Source organism: Hyphomonas sp. (assembly GCF_041689225.1).
GTDB lineage: Bacteria > Pseudomonadota > Alphaproteobacteria > Caulobacterales > Hyphomonadaceae > Hyphomonas.
On sequence record NZ_JBDNGN010000014.1, the window covers coordinates 1 to 24140 of the forward strand.

Annotated in this window: 24 protein-coding genes; 14 read left to right on the forward strand and 10 right to left on the reverse strand. The window is 62.7% G+C overall.

All coding sequences use genetic code 11. The annotated features are described in order from the left end of the window. Positions 1-158: 158 nt before the first annotated feature. From ACESNB_RS01250 to rfaE2, 3 genes are all read right to left on the reverse strand, one after another. Positions 159-1934: an SLC13 family permease gene (locus ACESNB_RS01250; protein ID WP_373002747.1), complete on the reverse strand. Its 1776-nt coding sequence runs from the start codon at positions 1932-1934 to the stop codon at positions 159-161. A 79-nt stretch (positions 1935-2013) separates the two neighbouring features. Beyond that, positions 2014-2196, reverse strand: a complete 183-nt coding sequence (locus ACESNB_RS01255) for a hypothetical protein (RefSeq protein WP_373002749.1) — start codon at positions 2194-2196, stop codon at positions 2014-2016. Beyond that, complete coding sequence (gene rfaE2 / locus ACESNB_RS01260) at positions 2193-3659, reverse strand: D-glycero-beta-D-manno-heptose 1-phosphate adenylyltransferase (protein WP_373002751.1); 1467 nt, start codon at positions 3657-3659, stop codon at positions 2193-2195. The genes ACESNB_RS01255 and rfaE2 overlap by 4 nt, the downstream gene beginning before the upstream one ends. Before the next feature lie 222 nt (positions 3660-3881). Here rfaE2 and ACESNB_RS01265 point away from each other — a divergent pair, with 222 nt between their 5' ends. The 6 genes from ACESNB_RS01265 to ACESNB_RS01290 all read left to right on the forward strand — a co-directional run bounded on the left by ACESNB_RS01265 (position 3882) and on the right by ACESNB_RS01290 (position 10144). Further along, positions 3882-5333, forward strand: a complete 1452-nt coding sequence (locus ACESNB_RS01265) for a deoxyribodipyrimidine photo-lyase (protein ID WP_373002897.1) — start codon at positions 3882-3884, stop codon at positions 5331-5333. Continuing rightward, the gene (locus tag ACESNB_RS01270) at positions 5330-6646 is read left to right on the forward strand and encodes an NAD(P)/FAD-dependent oxidoreductase (protein ID WP_373002753.1); all 1317 of its coding nucleotides are present in this window, start codon (positions 5330-5332) and stop codon (positions 6644-6646) included. Before ACESNB_RS01265 ends, ACESNB_RS01270 begins: the two co-directional genes overlap by 4 nt. 17 nt (positions 6647-6663) lie before the next feature. After that, entirely contained in the window at positions 6664-7449 is a 786-nt protein-coding gene (locus ACESNB_RS01275) for a DUF1365 domain-containing protein (RefSeq protein ID WP_373002755.1), read from the forward strand. After that, positions 7446-8669: a class I SAM-dependent methyltransferase gene (locus tag ACESNB_RS01280; protein ID WP_373002757.1), complete on the forward strand. Its 1224-nt coding sequence runs from the start codon at positions 7446-7448 to the stop codon at positions 8667-8669. Before ACESNB_RS01275 ends, ACESNB_RS01280 begins: the two co-directional genes overlap by 4 nt. 113 nt (positions 8670-8782) lie before the next feature. Then, complete coding sequence (locus tag ACESNB_RS01285) at positions 8783-9100, forward strand: hypothetical protein (protein ID WP_373002759.1); 318 nt, start codon at positions 8783-8785, stop codon at positions 9098-9100. Positions 9101-9430: 330 nt separating this feature from the next. After that, positions 9431-10144: an SDR family NAD(P)-dependent oxidoreductase gene (locus ACESNB_RS01290; RefSeq protein ID WP_373002761.1), complete on the forward strand. Its 714-nt coding sequence runs from the start codon at positions 9431-9433 to the stop codon at positions 10142-10144. 11 nt (positions 10145-10155) lie between these two features. On the opposite strand, the gene ACESNB_RS01295 is transcribed toward ACESNB_RS01290, so the two are convergent. The 5 genes from ACESNB_RS01295 to tpiA form a co-directional block, all read right to left on the reverse strand. Beyond that, positions 10156-10542, reverse strand: a complete 387-nt coding sequence (locus ACESNB_RS01295) for a hypothetical protein (protein ID WP_373002763.1) — start codon at positions 10540-10542, stop codon at positions 10156-10158. 52 nt (positions 10543-10594) lie between these two features. Beyond that, positions 10595-10876: a hypothetical protein gene (locus ACESNB_RS01300; protein WP_373002765.1), complete on the reverse strand. Its 282-nt coding sequence runs from the start codon at positions 10874-10876 to the stop codon at positions 10595-10597. A gap of 40 nt (positions 10877-10916) precedes the next feature. Beyond that, a complete protein-coding gene (locus tag ACESNB_RS01305) occupies positions 10917-12551 on the reverse strand; it encodes a CTP synthase (protein ID WP_373002767.1) in 1635 nt (544 codons plus the stop codon). Positions 12552-12614: 63 nt separating this feature from the next. After that, entirely contained in the window at positions 12615-13091 is a 477-nt protein-coding gene (secG, locus tag ACESNB_RS01310; RefSeq protein ID WP_373002769.1) for a preprotein translocase subunit SecG, read from the reverse strand. 81 nt (positions 13092-13172) lie between these two features. Next, positions 13173-13919 (reverse strand): triose-phosphate isomerase, encoded by a 747-nt coding sequence (tpiA, locus tag ACESNB_RS01315; protein WP_373002771.1) that lies wholly within the window; start codon positions 13917-13919, stop codon positions 13173-13175. Between the two features lie 98 nt (positions 13920-14017). Between tpiA and ACESNB_RS01320 the strand changes: the two genes are divergently transcribed. The 3 genes from ACESNB_RS01320 to ACESNB_RS01330 are packed head-to-tail and all read left to right on the forward strand — an operon-like array spanning position 14018 to position 17903. After that, the gene (locus ACESNB_RS01320; protein WP_373002773.1) at positions 14018-15919 is read left to right on the forward strand and encodes a SurA N-terminal domain-containing protein; all 1902 of its coding nucleotides are present in this window, start codon (positions 14018-14020) and stop codon (positions 15917-15919) included. Beyond that, complete coding sequence (gene trpE / locus ACESNB_RS01325) at positions 15916-17343, forward strand: anthranilate synthase component I (protein WP_373002775.1); 1428 nt, start codon at positions 15916-15918, stop codon at positions 17341-17343. The genes ACESNB_RS01320 and trpE overlap by 4 nt, the downstream gene beginning before the upstream one ends. Continuing rightward, complete coding sequence (locus tag ACESNB_RS01330; RefSeq protein WP_373002777.1) at positions 17340-17903, forward strand: aminodeoxychorismate/anthranilate synthase component II; 564 nt, start codon at positions 17340-17342, stop codon at positions 17901-17903. Before trpE ends, ACESNB_RS01330 begins: the two co-directional genes overlap by 4 nt. Before the next feature lies 1 nt (position 17904). Here the strand turns inward: ACESNB_RS01330 and ACESNB_RS01335 are convergent, their stop codons facing one another. Next, positions 17905-18354 carry a hypothetical protein gene (locus tag ACESNB_RS01335; protein ID WP_373002779.1) on the reverse strand — a complete coding sequence of 150 codons (450 nt, stop codon included), beginning with the start codon at positions 18352-18354 and terminating at the stop codon, positions 17905-17907. A gap of 201 nt (positions 18355-18555) precedes the next feature. Between ACESNB_RS01335 and ACESNB_RS01340 the strand changes: the two genes are divergently transcribed. From ACESNB_RS01340 to lexA, 4 genes are all read left to right on the forward strand, one after another. Continuing rightward, positions 18556-19317 carry an alpha/beta fold hydrolase gene (locus ACESNB_RS01340; RefSeq protein WP_373002781.1) on the forward strand — a complete coding sequence of 254 codons (762 nt, stop codon included), beginning with the start codon at positions 18556-18558 and terminating at the stop codon, positions 19315-19317. A gap of 70 nt (positions 19318-19387) precedes the next feature. Then, complete coding sequence (gene trpD / locus ACESNB_RS01345; RefSeq protein ID WP_373002783.1) at positions 19388-20419, forward strand: anthranilate phosphoribosyltransferase; 1032 nt, start codon at positions 19388-19390, stop codon at positions 20417-20419. Continuing rightward, complete coding sequence (gene trpC, locus ACESNB_RS01350; RefSeq protein ID WP_373002785.1) at positions 20416-21219, forward strand: indole-3-glycerol phosphate synthase TrpC; 804 nt, start codon at positions 20416-20418, stop codon at positions 21217-21219. The genes trpD and trpC overlap by 4 nt, the downstream gene beginning before the upstream one ends. 62 nt (positions 21220-21281) lie before the next feature. After that, the gene (lexA, locus tag ACESNB_RS01355) at positions 21282-21965 is read left to right on the forward strand and encodes a transcriptional repressor LexA (protein ID WP_373002787.1); all 684 of its coding nucleotides are present in this window, start codon (positions 21282-21284) and stop codon (positions 21963-21965) included. 8 nt (positions 21966-21973) lie between these two features. On the opposite strand, the gene ACESNB_RS01360 is transcribed toward lexA, so the two are convergent. Further along, positions 21974-22420 (reverse strand): hypothetical protein, encoded by a 447-nt coding sequence (locus ACESNB_RS01360; RefSeq protein WP_373002789.1) that lies wholly within the window; start codon positions 22418-22420, stop codon positions 21974-21976. Between the two features lie 248 nt (positions 22421-22668). On the opposite strand from ACESNB_RS01360, the gene gltX reads away from it, so the two are divergent. Further along, positions 22669-24138, forward strand: a complete 1470-nt coding sequence (gltX, locus tag ACESNB_RS01365) for a glutamate--tRNA ligase (RefSeq protein WP_373002791.1) — start codon at positions 22669-22671, stop codon at positions 24136-24138. Positions 24139-24140: the final 2 nt, after the last annotated feature.

Genomic DNA, 24140 nt, shown 5'->3' on the forward strand with positions numbered 1-24140 from the left:
ATGCGCACGGCCCAGAAACACACAATCGAAGACGTCATCCATGAAACCGGAAAAATCGTGAAGACCATCAGCTCATCCGAATGCCAAAACTATATCACAGGAGCGGGTTATGCTTCCGCCGAAAACTGAAACGCTCTAGGCTCGCGCGGACGCGGCTGTCAGGCCAGATAGAACAGGTAGATCGCGAAGCTTGTGACGAGCCCGACAATCAGGTTCATCGGCAAGCCGATTTTTAGGAAATCCGAAAAGCGATAATTACCCGCCGCATGCACGATCGTATTGGTCTGGTAGCCGATGGGCGAGGCAAAGCTTGCGCTGGCGCCAAACATCACGGCAACCACCAGCGCGCGCGGCTCAATGCCCAGTTCCGTTCCCAGCACGATCACCAGCGGCGTCATGATGACGGCGACAGCGGCATTGGTCACCAACTCGGTCAAAACCGATGTCAGCAGGTAGATCATGAGCACCAGCCAGAAGGGCGATGCCGACACCAGCAGAGGCGTCATGCTGCTGACCAGCAGGTCCACGCCGCCAGACGCGACCAGGCCCTGTCCAACCATCAGCATGGCAAAGATCAGCGCGAGCACCCCGGCGTCCATTTCCTCGAACGCATCACTCAGTGACAGGCAGCCAGAGGCCAGTACGGCGCCCACTCCGATGAGCGCAGCCAGCACCAACGGAACGCCCAAGATGGCCGACGAAAGAATCACTGCCGCGAGAATGGCAATGGCCAGCGGCCCGCGTTTGCGCCGGAACGGTTCTGCCTTGAAAGTCTGGTCCACGACCAGCGCTCCAGATGACGCCAACTCGTGCAGTTCGCTCCGGTTGCCGTCAACGATCAGCCTGTCGCCTGCCTTGAGCCGGGCGGTGGCCAGGTCCGGCCCGGGCGGGTTGCCGAACCGCGTCAATCCGCGAACGGTCACGGCGTGGTGCGACAGGTAGGAAATCTCCGCAATCCGCCGGCCGATATTGGGATCATTCGCCGCGACAGTCGCCAGCGCCCGCTCTTCCGGGCCGACATCCGTCTTGCGCCGGCTGATGCCAACGCGGAACAGTCCCGACTCCACCAGGGTCACCAGCTCCGTTAAATCGGCCCGCAGGGTCACGCGGTCGCCTGCCTTCAGCAATGCGTCCGCATCACTCCCGGAAAACCGCCGGCTCCCCCGGCTATGGGATACGACGCCAATCCCTTTCTTGGAAAGCTCGGGCACTTCTGTGACCATACGCCCGATCACCGAAGACTCCTCCGGGACAATTGCATCGGTCAGGTAGCGGATCGGTGCCTGTTGTGCCGTCGACCCCGCCGCGGTGCGGGGCAGTAAAGCCCATCCCAGCCCCAGCAGAACGACGAGACCCGTTCCGAACGTGACCAGGCCAACCGGCGTGATCTCGAAAATGCTGAACGCTTCCATGCCGGCATCCTGCGCCACACCGGCGACCAGCAGGTTGCTTGATGTCCCGATCAGCGTACAGGTTCCGGCCATGATCGACACATATGACAAGGGAATGAGCAGCTTCTTTTCGGAGACGTTCAGGCGCCCGGCCAGCTCCATGACAATAGGCAGCAGGATGACAACCACCGCCGTGTTGTTGACGAAGGCTGACCCGATAGACACCGTCGCGCCCAGTAAAAGCAGCGCGCCAAATGTCGACCTGTCTGCCACCTGCAGGACCGAACCGGCCAGCGCGTCCAGCACGCCCGTCCGTTTCAGCGCCGCTGCAAGAATGAACATGGCGCCAATCGTGATCGGCGCGCTGTTGGAAAAAGCCGACAGTGCAGCGGGTTCATCCAGAAAACCGAGCAGGATGAACGCAGCCGCCCCAATCATGGCAATCGCCGCAGGCGGAAGCCGCTCCATGAAAAAGCCGACAAACATGGCCGCGAGGATGCAAAGCGAGATGACCGCAGCATGGTCGGATAAATAGGCTTGCATCAATTCTGACCCCGAACTCGAATGCGCTGGACTTAACACACAAGGCAGGTGCGGGTTGCGTTCCCCGCCTCATTTCTTTTCAGTTGGCCGGTCCGGTGGTGCCGCCGCCCTCAAGAATTGCAATCACCGCGTCCCAATGCGCCAGTGCCTCAAGGTCACCCTGCGCAGCCACTTCCGCTGCCCGCAACGTGGCGATTACGCAGGCATCATCACCATACTGGCGAAGCAATTGCCCCGCCGCACTGGCGGCCGCTGCACTCATTTGGCCCGCACATTCGCACGTTCGATTGCCGCCGTTGTCGACTGGCCGTCGACCAGCGGCACGATATGTACCGTCCCGCCGCGCGCCAGAACAACATCGGCGCCGACAATCGTCTCGATCGAATAGTCGCCGCCCTTGACCAGCAGGTCCGGCTGCAACGCCTTGATCAGCGCCTCGGGCGTGTCGTCATCGAACACGACCACCGCATCTACGGCTGACAGGCCCGACAGGACCCGCGCGCGCGAGTCTTCATCATTGACGGGGCGATTGGGGCCCTTGAGCCGTTTCACCGACGCATCTGAGTTCAGTCCCACGATCAGCCGCCCGCAGCGCGCCTTGGCCTCTTCGAGCACCCGCAAGTGTCCCGGATGGAGTATGTCGAAACAGCCATTCGTGAAACCGACGGTCAGGTTGGTATCGCGCCACACCTCGACCTGGTCGACCAGCGTCTCCAGCGGCACATGCGATACGCCGCCATTGCGCAGGCCCATTTGCAGCGCGGTGTTCAACTCGTTCGCCGACACCGTCGCCGTGCCGGACTTGCCGACGGCAATCCCGGATGCGGCGATGGCCAGTTCAACCGCCTCGGCCAGGCTTCCGCCTGCGGCCAGCCCCAGCGCCAGCGCCGCGATGCTCGTATCGCCCGCGCCGGACACATCATAGACTTCCCGCGCCTCGCCCGAGCGGTGCATCACGGCCCCGTCCCGGTGCACGAAGGACATGCCCTTGGCGGCCCGTGTAACGACAATCCCCCGGGCCGGCAGAATCTCCATCGCCTTGGCGAGCGCGTCGGCCGCATCACGGTCGGTTTCCACCATCAGGCCCATCGCCTGGCCCAACTCCATCGCGTTCGGCTTCAACAGGTCGACGTCGCCATACCGGGCAAAGTCGAGTCCCTTCGGATCGGCGATCACCGGGATGCCATGCACCCGTCCTGCAGCAATCGCCGCGGCAATGACGTTTTCGGTAATGGCCCCCTTGGCATAATCCGACAGGATAATCAGGCACGCATCCTTAGCGGCATCTTCCAGAGACATGACGATATCGGCCTCTGTCGTCAGGTCGATCGCGCGCAGGTCCTCTGCATCGACACGCAACAGCTGCTGGCCACCGGCCACGAAGCGCGTCTTCAGCGTCGTCGGCCGGCCACGCATCACGATAAGATCGGCCTCCACGCCGTCGATATGCCCCAGTAACTCGGCGAGCTGGCGCCCTTCCGGATCGTCTCCCACAACCCCGATCAGCGCCGTACGCAGGCCCAGTGTCGACAGGTTGCGGCCGACATTCCCCGCCCCGCCGGGCATCGCGGCCTCGCGGGTGCGTCGCATGATCGGCACCGGGGCTTCCGGCGAAATCCGGGTCACTTGGCCATAGACGAACCGGTCGAGCATGACATCGCCGATACAGACAATGCGTTTGCCTGCGGCCGCAGCTATCAGGCCCAGGAGCGAAGACGTGTCCATCAGCAGCTACCGCCAGCGTGCAGGGCGCGAACGCCAACCCGGTCGAATGAGACGGGTTCGAATCGGAAACTCACGGCCATGTCGGCGACTCCCTTTGATCGACCGATATAGCCCTGCACAGCCCGGCATGAAACCCATGGCAGCACCAACTGATCCAGATACATCCCGCAACCGTAAGCCGGGCAATGACACACTTGATCCGATCCGGAGTCGCCCCTGTCCCTGCTTGCCCCCGCCCTCGTCTGGTTTCGCGAAGACCTCCGGCTCGCTGACAATCCCGCGCTGCATGCGGCTGCCGCCACGGGCAAGCCGCTGGTGCTTCTCTTCATTCATGATGAAGCCTCGCAGGGCCTGCGCCCATTGGGTGGCGCGAGCCGGTGGTGGCTCGACAAGGCACTCACCGCATTTACGGCCCAAATCGCGGCTGCAGGCGGCCAGCTGACTTTGAGAGCTGGCGCCGCCGCCGACGTCCTGCCAGCCCTGATCGCCGAAACCGGCGCCGACAGCGCGTTCTGGAGCCGCCGCTATCAGAAGGTAGAACGGGATCTCGATGGCGCACTCATGGAGACGCTCAAGGCAAGCGGTGTCCGTGTCTCCAGCTTCAATGGCCGCCTTCTCAACGAACCGTGGCAAATCAAAACCGGCGCAGGCGACCACTACAAGGTGTTCACGCCTTATTGGAGAGCTGTGAAGGCCCAGTATCACGCCCCCGATGCGCTCCCCGCGCCCGCATCGCTCGCCGGGCCGCACATTGCTTCCGACACCTTGTCCGACTGGGCCCTGCACCCGACGCGTCCCGACTGGGCCGACGGCCTCGGCGCCACCTGGACCCCGGGCGAAGCCGGTGCGCTGGACCGCCTGTCGGACTTCCTCGACGGCCCGGTCAATACCTATGCCGACGCCCGCAACCGGCCAGACATCGACACGGGCACGTCCCGCCTCTCGCCCCATCTCCGCTTCGGCGAAATTGGCCCGGCGCAGGTCTGGCGTTCGGTCCGGCACGGCGTGGAATCCGGCCGCATCGACGAAGCCGGGGCGATGACATTCCTGTCGGAAATCGGCTGGCGCGAATTCTCCTATACCCTCCTCTTCCACAATCCGGATCTCGCCAGCGAAAACTACAATCCGGACTTCCGCCACATGCCTTGGCGCAGCGACCGGGTCGCTTATCGTGCCTGGTGCCGGGGCGAGACCGGATATCCGATCGTCGATGCCGGCATGCGCCAGCTCTGGCAGACCGGCTTCATGCACAATCGTGTACGCATGATCGTGGCCTCGTTCCTCACCAAGCACCTGCTCCTGCCGTGGCAGATGGGCGAGGACTGGTTCTGGGACACGCTGGTCGATGCCGACCCGGCGGCCAATCCCGCCAGCTGGCAATGGACCGCCGGCAGCGGGGCTGACGCAGCCCCCTATTTCCGGGTCTTCAATCCGATCATTCAGGGGCGAAAATTCGATGGAACGGGCGTCTATGTCAGGCGTTGGTGCCCCGAACTCGCAAGCCTTCCGGACAAATACCTCCATGCCCCTTGGGAAGCCGACGCCATGACACTTCATGCTGCAAACGTCGCCCTCGGAACGACCTATCCCGAGCCCCTCGTTGATCACCCGGCAGCGCGCCAGCGCGCCCTCGACGCCTACGCAACACTCAAGCACAGACGGAACGCCGCATGAAACGTATAGCCATTATCGGATCGGGCATTTCCGGTATCGGCGCGGCCTACGCGCTGAAGGACACAGCCGACGTGACGCTGTTCGAGGCGCAGGACCGCCTCGGCGGCCACGCCTGCACGCATGTCTTTGACTATGACGGCCACGAAACCGCCGTCGATCTCGGCTTCATCGTCTATAACGGTCTCAACTATCCCAACCTGATCGGCCTGTTCGATGCGCTCGGCGTAAAAACGCAGGAGTCCGACATGAGCTTTGCCGTGTCCGACCGCGACGGCTGGGAATGGGCCTCGACAGCCCGGGGCATCTTCGCCCAGAAACGCAACCTGTTCAGCCTCGACTTTCACCGCTTCTGGCGCACCATCCTGAAATTCAACGACCTTGCCCGCGCAGAACTCGCGGCGGGCCGGATCGAGGATACGACGCTGGGCGACTGGCTCGATTTCCACGGCTTCGACCAGGCCTTCCGCTGCAACTATATCCTGCCCATGGGCGCGGCCATCTGGTCCACGCCAGAGATCGGTATGCTCGACTATCCGGCCCGCAGCTTCTTCCAGTTCTTCGAGAACCATCGCCTGATGCACAAGGAGCGCCCGCAATGGCGCACAGTCACCGGCGGCAGCCAGTCCTATGTGAACGCCGCCGCCGCCGTACTCGGCGATCGCGTCCGCACCGGAACGCCGGCCATCCGCGTCTTCCCCTTCGGTGACAAGGTCACCGTCGTTACGGCAGACAACCGGTCGCACATTTTCGATGACGTCATCCTCGCGAGCCATTCCGACCAGGCGCTTCGCCTGGTCGAGAAAGGGTTCGAGGACCAGTCCTTCCTCCTGCGCTCGGTTCACTTTCGTCCGAACACGATCTACCTGCACCGTGATCCCGCCCTGATGCCTTCGCGCCGCAACGCCTGGGCCAGCTGGAATGTCATCAAGCAAGACAATGGCGACATCTGCCTGTCCTACTGGATGAACCGCCTGCAGGGGCTGGATGACAGCCGACCGCTCTTCATCACGCTGAACCCGGAAACACCGCCGCGAGAAGACCTGACCTTCCACCAGTACGCCTTCGACCACCCCCAGTTCGACACCGCCGCCGAGGCAGCCGTGCGCGGGCTGAAGCGTATCCAGGGCCAGGACGGGCTCTGGCTGGCCGGCGCATGGATGGGCCGGGGCTTCCATGAGGATGGCCTCAAATCCGGCCTCTCGGCGGCCCTCTCCCTGGGCGGCAGGGTGCCGTGGGACGCAAAAGACGTGGACATCCACAGCCCGTCGCGCAAAACACCTGTCATGGAAATTGCAGCAGAGGTGTCGGTTTGACGGCTCAGGCGCTCAGGTTGTGGAAGGGTCAGACGGTACACGCACGCTATGTGCCGTTCGAACGGCGCTTTGCCTATAACGTCACCCTGATCGATATCGACATTGACCGCCTCGGCGCAGCAGCGCGCCAGAGCCCTCTCTTCTCGGTCGATGGACCCGGCGTCTTCTCGTTCCACCGCAAGGACCATGGCGCCCGCACGGATGCCCCCTTGCGTCCGTGGGCCGAGCAGGTGCTGGCAAAAGCGGGCATCGCGCTGGACGGCGGCGCCATTCGCCTCGTCACCTTCCCGCGCCAACTCTTCTACAAGTTCGCCCCCATCTCGCTCTGGTATGGTTACGGCCCGTCCGGCGACCTGCGCGGCATCATCTACGAAGTGAACAACACGTTCGGCGAAACCCATGCCTATGCCGCCGCTGTTTCGGGCGACCGGTCACAGCAAGAAGCGGACAAGGCCTTCCACGTCTCGCCCTTCTTTGACGTCACAGGCGCCTATCGCTTCACCCTGCGCACCCCCACTGATCGGCTCGGAATTGTGGTCGAGAGCCTCGAGGACGGCGCGCGCCTCCACATGGCCAACATCACCGCCCGCCGCCATGCCGCCACCACCGGCGCACTCCTCGCCATCGCCCTTGCTACACCCTTCGCCACCCTCGGCGTCACCCTCGCCATCCACTGGCAGGCCCTCAAAATCTGGCTGCGCGGAGCACAATACAGATCAAGGCCAGACCTGCCCACCGCGTCTATGACCGTTGCAAAGCCACTGGTGGCAATCCCGCCGACGCTCACGAAAGATGCCGCATGACCCCACCGATCCTAGCCACCGCACAGTCCATCGGGACGCTGAAACATGTGCCGACCATTTTCCGGATTGGCGCGCTCGCCCTGCTGCGCACCCAGCGCGGGCAGCTCCTATTCAGGCTACCGGACGGGCGCGAATTCCTTTTCCGCAATGCCGAGCCCGGACCCAAAGCGGAAATCAACATTCATGATTACAGCTTCATCAAGCGGGCCTTGTCCGGCGGCGATGTCGGATTTTCCGAAGCCTATATGGACAGCCAGTGGTCAACACCGGACCTGACAGCCGTGCTGCAATTCTTCTCCGCCAATTTTGAAGCAGCCGGTCAGCTCGCCAGCGGCGGCGTGATCGTGCGCTGGGCCAATATGGTCCGCCACCTGTTCAACCGGAACTCCAAGGCCGGTGCCCGCCGCAACATCATGGCCCACTATGATCTTGGCAATGATTTCTACAGCCAGTGGCTCGACCCCAGCATGACCTATTCGTCGGCCATGTTTGAAAGCCCGAACCAGTCGCTCCAGCAGGCTCAGCAGGTCAAATACAAAGGCATCTGCGACCGCATCAATGCCGGCCCGTCCAGCAGTATCCTCGAGATCGGCTGCGGCTGGGGCGGCTTTGCCGAATATGCCGCCAGGCACCGGGGCAGCAAGGTCACTTGCTTGACCATCTCACCCTCCCAGCGCGATTATGCGCTGGCCCGAATGCAGCGCGAAGGCCTCTCCGAGCGCGTCGACATCCGCCTCGAAGACTATCGCGATCATGTCGGTCTCTATGATGGCGTCGCCTCCATCGAAATGTTCGAAGCGGTCGGCGAGTCCTACTGGCCGAGCTATTTCGCCAAGATTTTCGACAGCCTGAAACAGGGCGGCAAGGCGGCGCTCCAGATCATCACCATCGATGACCGACTGTTCGAGAGTTACCGCAAACGCGTCGATTTCATCCAGCGCTACATTTTCCCCGGTGGCATGCTGCCCGGAGAGACCGCCCTCAAGGAACAGTTCGCCAAAGCGGGCCTGCGCCATGACGGGGTCCATTATTTCGGCCAGGACTATGCCCGCACCTGCCATGAATGGTCCCGCACCTTCAATGATAAGTGGGACGAGATCGCCGAACTCGGGTTCGACGAGCCGTTCAAGCGCATGTGGAACTTCTACCTCTCCTATTGCGAAGCGGGCTTCTCCGACGGCCGCATCAATGTCGGCCAGTTCGAGGTGTCGAAAGCCTGACCCGTCGGACAGGTGCGGCTCTTTCCCCCGATATCCCCGGCGAAAGCCGGGGTCTCATGCGGATTGGCGTGTAATCTCTCCGGCCGCACGCACTCTGGCCCTATCATGGGCCCATGACCTATCAGCCCTCGCCCCTCATCCGCAGCATGGTCCTGTTCTCGTGGAACCAGACCGCCTATCTCGTGAGCGAATGGGTCAAATCCCTCGGCCTTGGCCTGACGGGCTGCAAGCCCTTCCTGCCGCGCCGCGCTACCTACGTCCACCCCGCTTTCGTATTGCCGAACCGCCTACCCGCCCCGGCCATGGCAAGCCGCCAAGCCGCGCCGCCGCAAACGGCCCGCGCATGCGTTTCCTCGACATGCCCCTGCCGCCGCCCGGCCTATTCGAATATCCGCTACGCGACAGTGACCTGCTGCCCGCGCGACCGCTGATCCAGCGCCTGCACGCCTTGCGCGATGTATGGGAAAATCCGGCTTACTACATCACGGCCATGCGCCGGCGCCTGTCTTGCAAAGTGTCACCAATCCGCAATGGCTTGCGGCAGGGGTTCAAATTGCGATCGCTCACGAAGCGCGGTCGCGACACCGCGCGCCAGTTCCGCAAGGAAGCGGTCCGTCTCGTGCCACAACTCGATACATCCTGACAGCGCCGCCACAAGATGCCTTTCGCCGCGCGACATGCCTCCCGCATGTGGCGGCGCATGTGCTGGAGGCTTTTCTTTCGGGCCTCACGCCTTAGCTTCTGTCGGGAAGGAGGCCATCATGCAGGCAATTGTATTCGGTGCGTCCGGTGGTATCGGCCAGGCCCTTACCGCCCTACTGGCGGCCCGGAATGACATCAACCGCGTGCACGCGGTGTCGCGGTCTCCTGCACCGTCAGGCCCAAACATCGTGTCGCACACGGCTGACATCACGCACGAGGCGGATCTCGCGGCGCTCGCGGGATTACTGAAGGCCGAAGGCGACATTGATCTGGTCATCGTCGCGACCGGCCTTCTCTCGAATGAACGCGGCCTCTCGCCCGAAAAATCCTACCGCCACCAATCGATGGACGCCTTCGAACAGATCTTCCGCGTCAATACGTTCGGGCCAGCCCTCGTCGCCAAATACATGCTGCCCCTGATGCCGCGCAATCGCCGCGCCGTGTTCGCCGCGCTCTCGGCCCGTGTTGGCTCGATAAGCGACAACCGCCTCGGCGGCTGGCACGCCTACCGCGCCTCCAAGGCCGCCCTCAACATGCTGATCCGCAACTACGCCATAGAACAGGCACGTATCAGTGACCAGTTCATCGCGGTGTCGCTGCATCCCGGCACGGTCGATACGGGCCTCTCACAGCCCTTCCAGTCAAACGTCCCGGACGCACAGCTCTTCACAGCCGACCAATCCGCCGCCTATCTCTTGGAGGTGATCGAAAACCTCACCCCCGCCGACACCGGCAGGTGCTTCGACTGGAGCGGCCAGGAAATCCCCGCCTAGAGCATGAGTCCCTACTCTATTTTGACAAGGTAGGATGAAGTCTCGCTCTCCATCTGAATTCCCGAACCAATGCTCAGCACGAAATCGTAGGAACCATCATCCGCCATTTTCCCGATCGACACGTTCATGATGAAATCGCCTGCCTTCAAGTTTGAATTGCGCTTGGATTTGCCAATGTCGGGACCCTTTCCGCGGGCCTCGTGATAGAACTGATGCTGGAAGAGCTTGCCATCAATTTCCAGACCCTCAACGCGGTCACGCAGGATGTAAGGATCATCCACCCGTCCATCCACACGGCAATCCTTGACGCCTGCCGCGTTGGAAGGCTCCGTCATGAACGGATTGCTTATCATGATCCCGGGTTTGACGGGGTCGCTCTCGGTGATCAGTCCGCTCATGAAACGCCGCCGCTGATCGGAAGTGATCTGTCCTTTGCGCAGACAATATCAGTCACAGGCCCGCGCCATCCGGCGATCTCACGCCTGCGCGATGATACGGTTTGGTACCCCAGATATGCGGATCAATGACAGACGTCGGAACCTTCACCCAGCCTGCATCGGTCGCTGCCGTCCACGCCTTGGTCGCATTCAGGCCGGTATCGAGACAGAAGGTCTGCACCACCTCGATAATCTCGTCTGCGGAGGATACATTCCGGACATCGGCAGCATTCTGTGCGTCTGCCGTTTCCAACGCAGACAGCAACAGCAGGGAGGCGACAAGAAGAAACCGCATAGCGCCTACCCTGAGGCGAACTCGGTCTACTGCAAAGCGCCTAGACCAGCCGGCTCTGCTTCACGGCGGCGCCGATAAAGCTCGCAAACAGCGGGTGCGGCTGGAACGGCCGCGACTTCAGTTCCGGATGGAACTGTACGCCGATGTACCAGGGATGGTCCGGCAGCTCGAAGATTTCGGGCAGCTTGCCGTCCGGCGATATGCCCGAGAATGACAGGCCCGCCTTTTCCAGCTTGGCGATATAGCTCGCATTCACTTCATAGCGGTGACGGTGGCGCTCGGAAATATCGAGGCTGCCATAGATCTCGGCGACCTTGCTGCCCGCTTTCAGGCGCGCCGGATAGGCGCCGAGCCGCATCGTGCCGCCCTTGTCAGTCGTCTCGTCGCGGACAACTTTCTCGTTGCCCTTGGTCCATTCTTCCATCAGGCCGACAAGCGGCGACTTGGTCGGTCCGAACTCGCTGGTCGAGGCATCCTTGATACCTGCTAGGTTGCGTGCCGCCTCGATCACGGCCAGTTGCATGCCATAACAGATCCCGAAGCACGGCACCGCGCGTTCGCGCGCGAACCGGGCTGCACGAATCTTGCCGTGCGCGCCGCGCTCGCCGAAGCCGCCCGGCAGAATCACGCCATGCACGCCTTCGAGAATATCCAGCGGCGCGTGCTCGTCATCGAACTGTTCAGAATCGATCAGGCGCACTTCGACCTTCACCTGGTTGGCGAGGCCGCCATGCACCAGCGCTTCCATCACCGATTTGTAGGCGTCCGGCACGTCCGTATATTTGCCGACCAGGCCGATACAGACGTCACCGTCAGGGTTGCGAATTGTCTGCGCGATCTTGTTCCAGGCCGTCAGGTCCGGCGCAGGCGCGTCATCGATCCGGAAATGCGCCAGAACTTCGGAATCCAGTCCCTCGCCATGATAGGCGGCTGGCACGTCGTAGATATGGCCCACGTCCCGCGCTTCGATGACGGATGACGGGCGCACGTTACAGAAGCTGGCAATCTTGCCTTTTTCGGTCTCCGGGATTGGCCGGTCGCAGCGGCAAAGCAGGATTTGCGGCTGGATGCCGATCGAGCGAAGCTCCTTCACCGAGTGCTGCGTCGGCTTGGTTTTCATCTCGCCGGCTGCCGGGATGTAAGGCAGCAGCGTCAGGTGGATGAAGCAGGCGCGGTCCGGCCCCAGTTCCTGGCCCAGCTGGCGGATCGCTTCGAAGAAAGGCAGGCCTTCAATGTCGCCGACCGTGCCGCCGATCTCGCAGAGCACGAATTCCACGTCTTCGCCCGGATCGGACAGGACGAAATCCTTGATCTCGTTGGTCACGTGCGGGATCACTTGGATCGTCGCGCCAAGATAGTCCCCGCGCCGTTCCTTCTCGATGATGCGCTGATAGATGCGCCCGGTTGTGATGTTGTCCGACTGGCGCGCCGACACGCCGGTAAAGCGCTCATAGTGGCCAAGGTCGAGATCGGTCTCGGCGCCATCATCGGTGACATAGACCTCGCCATGCTGGCGCGGACTCATCGTACCGGGATCGACGTTGAGATAGGGATCGAGCTTTCGCAGGCGGACCTTGTAGCCCCGTGCCTGCAGCAGCGCGCCGAGTGCAGCGGACGCAATGCCCTTGCCAAGGGAAGACACCACGCCGCCCGTAATGAAAATATAGCGGATCATGGGACTATCCCGATGCCGTGATTCGTTGACTGAAAGCGCGGACAAAGTGTCCGCACTGCAAATTTACTGGGGATTGCCCGTATCCGGCTCAGCCGGAACAGGTGTTTCCTCCGTTGCCGATTCGCCTTCCGGCGCAGCGGGAACGGTCTCGGACGGCGCAATTGGCCCATCCGTAACGGTCGATGGGCTGCGGGCACCGCCATCCTGCCCTTCGAGCAATGGGGCGGACGGATCGAACAGGTCCACAGGCGCCTTGATGTCGTTGATCTCATCAGCGCCGAGGGCCTTCTCGACAGCAGACCGGCTGTCGTCGCCGCGGTTGGCAATCGATGTCAGGGTCAAGCTGGTTATAAAGAACACGCCGCCAAGGATTATGGTCGTGCGCACCAGGGCGCCCGCAGCGCCGCGGCCCGACATCAGCGAGTTGCCGCCACCGCCACCACCCATGCCGAGGCCACCGCCTTCGGACTTCTGGATCAGCACCAGGCCGGTCATGACAACACAGGCGAGGATATGGACGACGAGGATTACATTCTGCATGGGGCGACCGAATTTCCTGAAATCAAGGGGCCCGCATATCGCCTATGACGGCGAACGCCAAGCCTCTCGCTTCAGTCTGGGTTAAATTGCTGCCCTGTAAATGGAGAGGAAATCGTCGGCCTTCAAGCTCGCGCCGCCAATCAATCCGCCATTAACGTTAGGAACTGCAAGGATTTCAGCGGCATTTGCGGGGTTCATGCTGCCACCATAAAGGATAGGTGTCTCAGCGCCCGACGCGTCAAACCGCCCCGCCAGCCAGGCCCGGATGGCGCCGTGCACTTCCGCAATCTGGTCCGTGTTTGCCACTTTTCCCGTGCCGATGGCCCAGATCGGCTCATAAGCGATGGCGAAATCACCCGCGCCGACGCCGTCCGGGATCGATCCGGCCAGCTGACTCTCGACCCGCGCCAGCGTTTGTCCGGCCTCGCGCTCGGCAAGGCTCTCGCCGACACAAATGATCGGCACCAGGCCCGCCCGCAGCGCGGCCGAGGCCTGCGCCGCAACCACGGAATCCGTTTCACCATGATCGGCCCGCCGCTCGGAATGGCCGACAATCACGTGGCTGGCGCCGGCGTCGGCCAGCATTTCAGCCGAAATATCGCCGGTATGAGCGCCCTTGGCGTTCGGATGGCAGGTTTCGCCCCCGATTCGCAGGGCCGAATCCGCCGCTGCCGCGCGCCCCAGCGCGACCAGAGTGGCCGGAAGGCAAAGCAGCGCAGTCACGCTGGCCTCTCCGCCGCCAACTGCAGCAGCCACAGCCTCTACCTGCGAAAGACTTTCCCGCAGACCGTTCATTTTCCAGTTTCCGGCGATCAGTGTCCGTGACATGCAGCCATCCCTATCTTGCAAGACATTGCTGTGTCGCCTAGCAAGCACTGAGCCATCCCGCAAATCGCCTGAGAGTACTCGTTCCGATGCTAGCCCTGATGAAAAGCCTGATGAACTCGATCTTCGGCAAGTTCGTCGTCATGATCATCATCGCAGGCATGGCCTTCTGGGGCGCCGACCAGGCCTGGACATCGATGAATACAGGTCTCGGCAATGACCTGGCCGCCGCCGGCCCGCGCGGCATCGACATGACGACGCTCGACCGCCGAGTCGAAAACCTGCTACGCAATATCAACGCCAGTGCCGAGAAGCCGATAACCAAGTCCGAAGCCGCCGATCAGGGCATCATCGACCAGGTGTTCTCCGTCGAAACGTCCAAGATCGTGAACCTCGGTTATGCCGCAACGATCGGCGTCAAGCCGTCTACCAATGCCGTGGTCGAACAGCTCAAGACGGTCGATGCATTCAAGAACCCGCTGACCGGCGAGCTTGACCTCAACACCTATCGCGAAGTCCTTTACCAGAACCGTTTTACCAAGGCCGAATACGAGCAGCAGGTCTCCGACGACCTCGCGCTGAAAACCCTCAGCGACGGCGCCGTGGCCGCGATCTATCCGCCGCAGGTCCTCGCCAGCATCCAGGCGCTCTATATTGGCGAGACACGGGATGTATCCTGGTTCATCCTCGACGCCACCAAGGCCCCGACGCCGGATGCCCCGACCGACGATGATATCCGCGCCTTCTACGACGAGAATCTTGCGGCCCTCGAACAGCCGGAACGCCGCTCCATCGATCTGCTCAAAATGTCCGCTGACGACTTCCTCTCTGGCGTCACCGTCACCGAGCAGGAAATCGCGACAATTTATGAAGCGACGAAATCCGAGCGCTTCTCCGAGCCTGACCAGCGCACCTATATCGAGCTCTACTTCGCAGACCGCGACACCGCGCGCGCCGCGTTCGGCCAGCTTGCAGGCGGCGCTGACCCGGCCACACTCTCGGGCGTCCTGTCCAGCGAGACCCGGACCAGTAGCAAGGAAAGCGTCGCCGACACCGCGCTTCAGGACGCCATGTTCGGCCCCGGCAAGCAGAGCGGCGCGCTGTTCGGCCCGCGCGAATCCGATGGCAAATGGCTCGTCGCGCGACTGGTATCGGTCCAGCCCGGCGCAGTCTTTCCAATCGAGACCGTGTCTGACGTCATCCGCGACGAACTGACCCGCGAACGGGCGCAGGTCCTGTTCTTCGAGAATCTGGATGAGCTCGATCGTTCCATCGGCGCAGGCTATCCGCTGTCCCAGATCGCGTCGGAACTGGGCGTTCCGGTCATCAGCTTTGCGCCGGTCGACGAGACTGGAACCACCAGCGAAGGCGTCAACATGGCCGGCATCACCGCTGCGCGCGATGCCTTCAGCGACGCGTTCCGCGTCAATGCAGGTGATGTGTCCAGCCGCTACGATGGCGACGATGCCGTCTACCTCACGTCGCCGCGCACCATCATCGCGCCTAGCACGCCTGAGTTCGACAACGTCAAGGACGACATCCGCCAAAATCTGGTGGCCCAGCGCGCTGCCAACGCGATGCAGGCCTATTCGGACAGCGTCATCGCGAAACTGAAATCCGGTGACACCACGTTGGCGGGTGCGGCAGCCGCCGCAGGTGCCAGCGTCGAATCCCCGACCGTGCCTGTCACCCGGATCACTGCCGAACAGAGTGGCCTGCCAACGCCGGCCATTTCGGCCATCTTTGCCGGGCGCGAAGACGATGTGTTCAGCTATCCGAATCGCACCGGCGACAAGTTCATGGTCGTCGAGCTCAACACGATCACACCGCCCTCCGACGCCGCGCTGGAACTGCTCGGCACCCAGGCCACGTCGTCACTGAACCAGGCGTTGCGTGACGATCTGCAATTTGCGGCCGAGGCCGAAATTCGCAATGCCATGAAGCTCAAGGTCAATGACAACGGGCTCGCAGCGTACAAGAAATCGGTTGCTACCGATCAATGACGCCAGCCCGTCTGATCGTTCGCAGGCGCATCGGGGATATTGAAACACCCGTCGGCGTAATGCTGAAACTGGGCGATGACGCGCCCGGCAGCTTCCTGTTCGAATCTATCGCAGGCGGTGAACGCCTCGGGCGCTATTCCTTTATCGGGCTGGAGCCCGAACATTGGTTCCGCATTCAGGATGGCATCGCAGCCGTGTCCGAAACGGCGGACTTTGCGAATCCGCTCAGCACATCAGACAAGCCGGTTCAGGCCCTGCGCGACTTTGTCAGTTTTGCGCAGGCCGAAACGGACACACCCCTGCCCCCTATGGCCTCCGGCGCGTTCGGCTATGTCGGCTATGACATGATCCAGCATGTCGAACCGGTGACGATCACGGGCGTAGACACGCTGAACGTGCCTGAAGCCCTGCTCGTCATCCCGCGCGTGGTCATCGTGTTTGACCATATCTATCAGGAAATCCTCCTCATCGGCCGCGTCCATGACGGCAACGAAGCAGCGATCAACACCCTGCTGGATGAGGTCGAGGCGCGGCTCGAACGTATGCCGGCTGTGCCGCCGAAGGATCAAGCGCCCGTCGAGGTCACGCTGACATCGAATACGAGCAAGGAACGCTATTTCGAGATTGTCGAGCAATGCCGCGACTATATCCGGGCCGGTGACATCTTCCAGGTCGTACCCAGCCAGCGGCTGTCGACGCCTTTCGGCCTGAAATCGATCAGCTATTACCGGGCGCTGCGCCGCCTCAATCCGTCGGCCTTCATGTTCCACATGAATCTCGGCACCGTGCGCCTCGTCGGCTCCAGCCCGGAAATCCTTGTTCGCCTGCGCGATGGCCGCGTTGCCATCCGCCCGATCGCCGGCACGCGTCCAGTCTCAGGAGACGCGGTCGAAGATGCGCGCCGCGCCGAAGGCCTGCTCGCCGATCCCAAGGAGATGGCCGAACACCTGATGCTGCTCGACCTTGGCCGCAATGATGTCGGACGCGTCGCCGCCTATGGCAGCGTCGAAGTCACCGAGCAGTTCATCGTCGAGCGCTATAGCCACGTCATGCACATTGTCTCTCATGTCGAGGGCAACCTGCGCGAAGGACTCGACGCCGTGGACGCGCTATTTGCCGGCTTTCCCGCGGGTACCGTGTCCGGTGCCCCAAAGATCCGCGCCATGCAGATCATCAACGAGATGGAATCAGCCCGCCGCGGCATCTATGGCGGCGCCGTGGGCTATTTCGGCTGGAACGGCGACCTCGACACCTGCATCGCCCTGCGCACCGCGATCATCAAGGACGGCCAGCTCCACATCCAGGCGGGTGGCGGCGTCGTGCTCGATTCCGAACCGCAATACGAGTATGACGAGACCCTGCACAAGGCGGGCGCCCTCAAGCGCGCCGCCGAGCTTGCCGCCACCTATGAGTTCGACCAATGATCCTCGTCGTCGACAATTATGACAGCTTCACGTGGAACCTCGTCCATTATCTGGAAGAGCTCGGCGCCCGCACAAAAGTCATACGCAATGACGATCTGACAGTCGACGAAGCGCTCGCGCTCAAGCCCGACGGCATCCTGCTGTCCCCCGGCCCCTGCACGCCGAACGAGGCCGGCATCTGCGTCGACCTGATCAAGGCCGCGCCGGACGACATGCCCATTCTCGGCGTCTGCCTCGGCCACCAGGCCATCGGCCAGGCCTTCGGCGGCGCCGTCATCACGGCCCGGGAAATCCGCCACGGCAAGCTGTCGGATATCCACCACACCGGCGGCGATCTGTTCGAAGGCCTGCCGGAAACCTATGCCGTGGTCCGCTACCATTCCCTGTCGGTGCGCCAGTCCGACCTGCCCGATTGCCTCGTCGCCAATGCCTTCACGGACGACAGCGAGATCATGGCCCTGCACCACAAGACGCGGCCCATTTACGGCGTCCAGTTTCACCCGGAATCGATCAAGACCGAACATGGGCACGCGCTGTTGCGAAACTGGTTGAAGCTGTAGCCTAGATCGGCAGGTCCAGGTCACCGTCTAGTTCGTCGGCGAAGTCACCGCCCTCTGCCGCGTCGTTGCCCAGGCCTTGGGCTTGTCCCTTGCGAAGCGGGAATTTCAGGAAATGCCGGAAAACAATGACCGTCAGACCTAAAACGATAACCGCTGACGCCCCAAGTTCGGCTTGATCAATCAGCTCCAGCGAAGGTCCGTTGTTCATCAATCCAAGCGCGACGTATCCGAGTCCGGCAGCGACCGCGACATGAGCCAGAACGTAAAAACTCCGATACAGGAATTCCACAATCGGCTGGAGAAACCGGGCAATGGCCCCCATGATCCGTTTGATGACCCGCTGTATCACTTTCAGGAGCTTGATCAGCAGGCGCCCGCCATACCAGAGCGCCACGAGCCCGCCGGCAATCATGAGCCCGGTGCCCTGTTCCCATCCCTGTACTAGTTCCATCCGCCGTCTCCCCCAATGATTTTTTCACTATCCATACCATTTCTTTCGTTGGCGGTCACGAGCCGTGCTTGGCTTTGATCGGGCGGTTGCTAAGATTGTGATACCTGCTCGCCAAACGCTGCGCGGAACTTTTGCCCACCCGCTTAGAGACGCCCTCTGGAACAGTCCCGGGCAGGTTTTGAATCAAGGAAATATTGCAGCATGAGCGACGTCGACCATAAAGCTGAGGCTCTCCTCGCCGAATTGAAACCAACCAGCCCCAGCGCCGCCCCCGGACAGAATTTCCTGCCGCCGCAAACACGCCGCGATATTCCCGGCGAATATGGTTCGACACCCGCCTGGCGCGCCGGCGAAGGCCCGCCCACGCTGTTCGTCCACGGCTGGGACGACACGCATCGCGTCTGGCGTCGATTTGCGCAGGACTTCCTGCAGAACACGCGTCCGGTCCTGGTGATGGACCTGCCCGGCCACGGCGCCTCGAAAGCCGAACACTGCACCCCCGTCACTGCGGGCGTCGCGGTCGCCGAAGTCTGCGCCGCCGAAGGCCCGATCGACACGATCATCGCCCACTCGTTCGGCTGCGACGCCGGCGTGCGCGCCATCGCGGCAGGCGCCAGTCCCGATTATCTCATCCTGATCGCACCGCCCTTGCTCGACTGGACCGACTACCAGCGCCTGAAGGGCCATCACGACGCGGTCATCGCGCGGGCGCTTGCCCTTCACTGTCAGCGGACCGGATCCGACATGGGGCGCACCGACTTCCGTACCGCGCTAGCAGATTACAAGGGCAAGGTCCTGCTTGTTGGATCGGATGCCGACGAGAGCAGCCCGCTCGCCCTTATCCGCGACTTGGCACACAGCTTGCCCGGCGCGCGCCTCGTCGAAGACAGCGCGCTCAGCCACCGAGATATTGCGCTCGACCCGCGCATCCTTTCGGAAATCACCGCCTTTCTCGGCTACTGACGCGCCATTCCCGCATTGAACCGCGTGCCTAAGGCCGCTAACGATGGCGCTCGCTTTCTGGAATTCACTGATGACTGACACTGCCCTTACCACCGCCATCAAGGCGATCGCCCGCCGCGAGACGCTTGCGCCCGAAACGCTGGAAGCAGCGTTCAACCTGCTCCTGAGTGGTGTGGCGGCGCCGGAAGAAATCGGCGCGTTCCTGATGGGCCTGGCGGTGCGCGGAGAGACCGCTGCCGAGCTGGCCGCCGGGGCCCACATCATGCGCCAGCATGCCCGCACGATCACGCTCGACGGTCCGGTCCTCGACACGTGCGGCACAGGCGGCCTGCCATGGAAAAGCCTGAACACTTCCACGGCCAGCGCGCTTGTCATCGCAGCTGCCGGCGGCCGCGTCGCCAAGCATGGCAACCGCTCTGTCCCGCCGAAAACCGGCTCGGCGGACGTGCTCGAAGCGCTCGGCGTAAACCTCGAAACCGATGAGCATGAATTCCGCGCCTGCCTCAACGGGCCCGGCGTCGCCTTCATGTTCGCACGCAGCCATCACAGCGCCATGCGCCACGTCGCGCCGGTCCGCGCCAAGCTCGGCATCCGCACGATCTTCAATCTGCTGGGCCCGCTGTCCAATCCGGCGGGGGCGCAGTTCCAGGTCCTCGGCGTCTTCGCACCCGAATGGACGCGGCCTATGGCCGAAGCCCTCGTCGAGCTCGGTACGACCCGGGCCTGGGTCGTCCATGGCCTGGACGGCATAGATGAGCTCTCCATCGCCGGCTCCACCCAGGTGTGCGAAGTCAGCGGCGGCACGATCCGCGAATTCGAAATCCATCCCTCCGACGCTGGCCTCGACACCAGCCCGCTATCGCGTCTCGCAGGCGGAAATGTCGCCGACAATGCCCTCGCGATCACAGAATTGCTCGACAGTCAGGAAGGCCCCTTCCGTGATGCCGTCCTGCTCAACGCCGCAGCCGGACTCCACGTCTTCGGCAAGGCCGCAGACCTCAAGCAAGGCGTTGCCATGGCTGCCGAGGCCATCGACACTGGCAAGGCGCGCGACACGCTGCGCAAGCTCGTGTCGCTCTCGAACGGGCAGGAACCGCTATGAGCACGGCCCTCGACCAGATCATCGAATACAAGCGGCATGAAGTTGCCGCGCTCAAGCGAGCCGAATCCTTCGCCAGCCTTTCGCGGGCCGCGACCGGAGCAAGCCCGGTTCGCGGCTTCGCCGCCGCCATGGACAGTATCGCCGCGACTGGCGAGAATGCCCTCATCTGCGAACTGAAGCGCAAGAGCCCCTCGGCCGGCGACATCCTGCCCGGCGCCGATCCTATTGCCATCGCCGCCGAATACGAATCGGGCGGCGCGGCCTGCTTGTCCGTCCTTACCGACGGGCCCAGCTTTGGCGGCTCGCTTGCCGATTTCGCGGCCATTCGGGACGCGGTAAGCCTTCCAATGCTGCGCAAGGAGTTCCTGATTGACCCGATCCAGATCGCCGAATCCCGCGCCCATGGTGCCGATTGCATCCTGATCATCCTGTCGGCCGTCGACGACGCCCTGGCAGTCGACCTCCACGACGCCGCAACCAGTTTCGGCATGGATGTTCTCATCGAGACCCATGACGAAGCCGAACTGGAACGCGCTCTCCGGCTCGCTTCGCCGCTGATCGGGATCAATAATCGCGACCTCAAACATATGGTGACCGACTTGTCGACAACCGAGCGCCTCGCGCCGCTGGTCCCGGCAGGCCGCCACATCGTCGCCGAAAGCGGCATTTCGACCCCCGAACACATTCTCCGGCTGCGCGCCACCGGCGCGCGGCGCTTCCTGATTGGCGAAAGCCTCATGAAAATGAACGATCAGCGCGAAACTGCCGTAACAGCGTTAAGACGGGCCTGTTCCGTTTGACCCGAACCGGGAACACATGTAGAACATAAGCGAACATAGATTCGGACGGAAGGAACCATCCCGTGCTGACCAGTAAACAAAAAGAGCTGCTGCTCTTCATCAATGAGCGGATCAAGGAGACCGGTGTCTCTCCCTCATTCGATGAGATGAAGGAAGCGCTCAACCTTGCCTCCAAGTCCGGTATCCACCGCCTGATTTCGGCGCTTGAGGAACGCGGATTCATCCGCCGCCTCGCGCATCGGGCCCGCGCCCTTGAAGTGCTGAAACTGCCTGAGTCCGCCATTCCGATGCAGCAATCGCGCGGTCGGAAAGATTTCAAACCTGCCCTCGTCTCCTCAGGCCTGCCGACAGAGGCCCGTGCGCCCCGTGCCATCCCGATCCTCGGTCGCATTGCGGCTGGTGTGCCGATTTCGGCGATCCAGCAGGACAATGGCCACATCACGGCCCCTGATGACCTTGCAGAGGGCGAAGAGCATTTCGCGCTCGAGGTCAAAGGCGACTCGATGATCGAAGCTGGCATCCTCGAAGGCGATCTCGTCATCCTGCGCCGTACCGAATCTGCCAATACAGGTGATATCGTCGTCGCGCTGATTGATGGCGAAGAGGCCACACTCAAGCGCCTGCGCCGCAAGGGCGCCTCGGTCGCCCTCGAGGCCGCCAACCCGGCCTATGAGACCCGTATCTTTGGCCCTGACCGCGTACAGGTCCAGGGGCGCCTCGTGGCCCTCGTCCGCCGCTACGACTAACACTGGCGTCAGGGTCGGTTGCGGCATGCCGCGCCGACCTGCACGTCCAGTCCGGAATCGCCTCGCCGCGCGGTGAGCCCGCCTGCCTTTGAAACCTCGGTCCAGTGATATGTATTCGGGAAATCGCCCAGTCGGTCTGACAGTGTCAGCACCAGAACCGTATCAGGGGCCGTGCGGCAGTCGCCACTCTCCGACCGCACAATTACGCCAGCCGATGTCTCCAGGCTGCACGGCAACTCGCCGCACGCCGTTGCCTCCAGCGCGCTGTAGCGCAGGGGCGCCAGGCCATCCGCGAACCCGAGCCGTTGCATGCCGCTATCTGCCGCGCGCACGAACACCTCGCCTGAGGCCGACCAGTGCACCATCAATTGCGGACTGGCCATCCACAGTCCCACGGTTGGCGCGGCGGCCATGAAGCATAGCAGGATCCGACCCGCCCCACGCGCGTTCGTCACCAGCGCCAATCCAGGCCAGACCGCACAGGGCCAGCCTCGGTTCATCCGGTACCAGAAAGTAGGCCGCAGCCCCAGCGCACAAGGAAAACGCGAACAGTAATGGCCGCGCGTCAATCGATGCAATCGACCACATCCGGACCCACAGGCTGCCGAGGTCCCGGCCCGCCCCCTTGCCTTCAGGCGCAACCTTGTGTTTGTGCACCGCAGATGAGAATTCCGCACGCATTGATCAGGAGCCTGCCACCCTTATGACCGTTGTCACGCGATTTGCCCCCTCTCCCACCGGCATGTTGCACATTGGAGGGGCAAGGACCGCACTTTTCAACTACTTGTTTGCCCGCCACCATGGCGGTCGCTTCCTCCTGCGCATCGAGGACACCGACAAGGCCCGCTCCACCGACGAAGCCACCGCCGCAATTCTCGAGGGTATGGCCTGGCTCGGCCTCGACGCCGATGAGCCGCCTTTGATGCAATCCACCCGCGAAGCGCGGCACGCCGAAGTGGCAGCTGAGATGCTGTCGCGCGGCACTGCCTTCAAATGCTACGCAACCCAGGAAGAACTCCAGGCCCGCCGCGAGCTTGGCGAAGAAAAACGCCAAGCCGCCAAGGCCGACGACCTGTCCGACACAGACCGCGCTGCGCTGCTCTCAGAGGCCCATGACCTGCTGGCCCCCTTCCGGTCGCCCTGGCGGGACGGCGCGCCTGCACCGGCTCCCGACACGCCCTATACCGTTCGCCTGCGTGCGCCCGACGATGGCGAGCGCGTTGTCGAGGACATGGTACAGGGAACGGTACGTATCCAGGCGAGCGAGATCGACGACCTGATCATGCTGCGCGGCGACGGCTCGCCGACCTACATGCTGGCCGTGGTCGTCGACGATCATGACATGAGCGTGACCCATGTGATCCGGGGCGACGACCATTTGCGCAATACGTTCCGGCAGGTCCCGATCTATGAGGCCATGGACTGGGACATTCCGGTCTATGCCCACGTCTCGATGATCCACGGCAATGACGGCGCCAAGCTGTCCAAGCGCCACGGCGCGCTGTCGACACTTGCCTATCGCGAAATGGGATACCTGCCCGAAGCCCTGAATGCCTACCTCCTGCGCCTCGGCTGGAGCCAGGGCGACCAGGAGATATTTACCCGGGAAGAAGCCATTGCAGCGTTCGATCTCGAAGGGATCGGCCGGGCGCCCGCCCGTCTCGACCTCGAAAAACTGGGCCAGATCAACTCCCATTTCATGCGCCAGGCCGACGATTCGCGCTTGCTGGGCCTTCTCGGCCCCCTCCTCGAAGCGGGCGGCCCGCTCTCAGAAGATGAATGGCAGAGGATCAAGCGCGCCCTGCCACATCTGAAGGACCGGGGCACGACTCTGGCCGAGCTGGCAACGGCTTTTGCATTCCTAAAGGTCAAGCGGCCGCTCGATCTCAACAAGAACGCCAGAAAGGCGCTTTCCGGGGGGGGACTTGACCGGCTCGCCGGACTGCGCGACGAACTGCGGCTCATATCGCAATGGACCGCTGATCGGATTTCCGGAACGATAACGTCGTACTGCGCTGCACAAGACCTATCTATGGGGCAGGTAGGTCAACCGCTCCGCGCTGCTCTGACTGGCGGCCTTCCAGCTCCCGATATTGCGCCGGTGCTCGAATGGCTGGGCCAGGATGAAGCGCTCGGACGGATAGAGGATCAACTCGTCCAGGCTGGCCAGTAAGG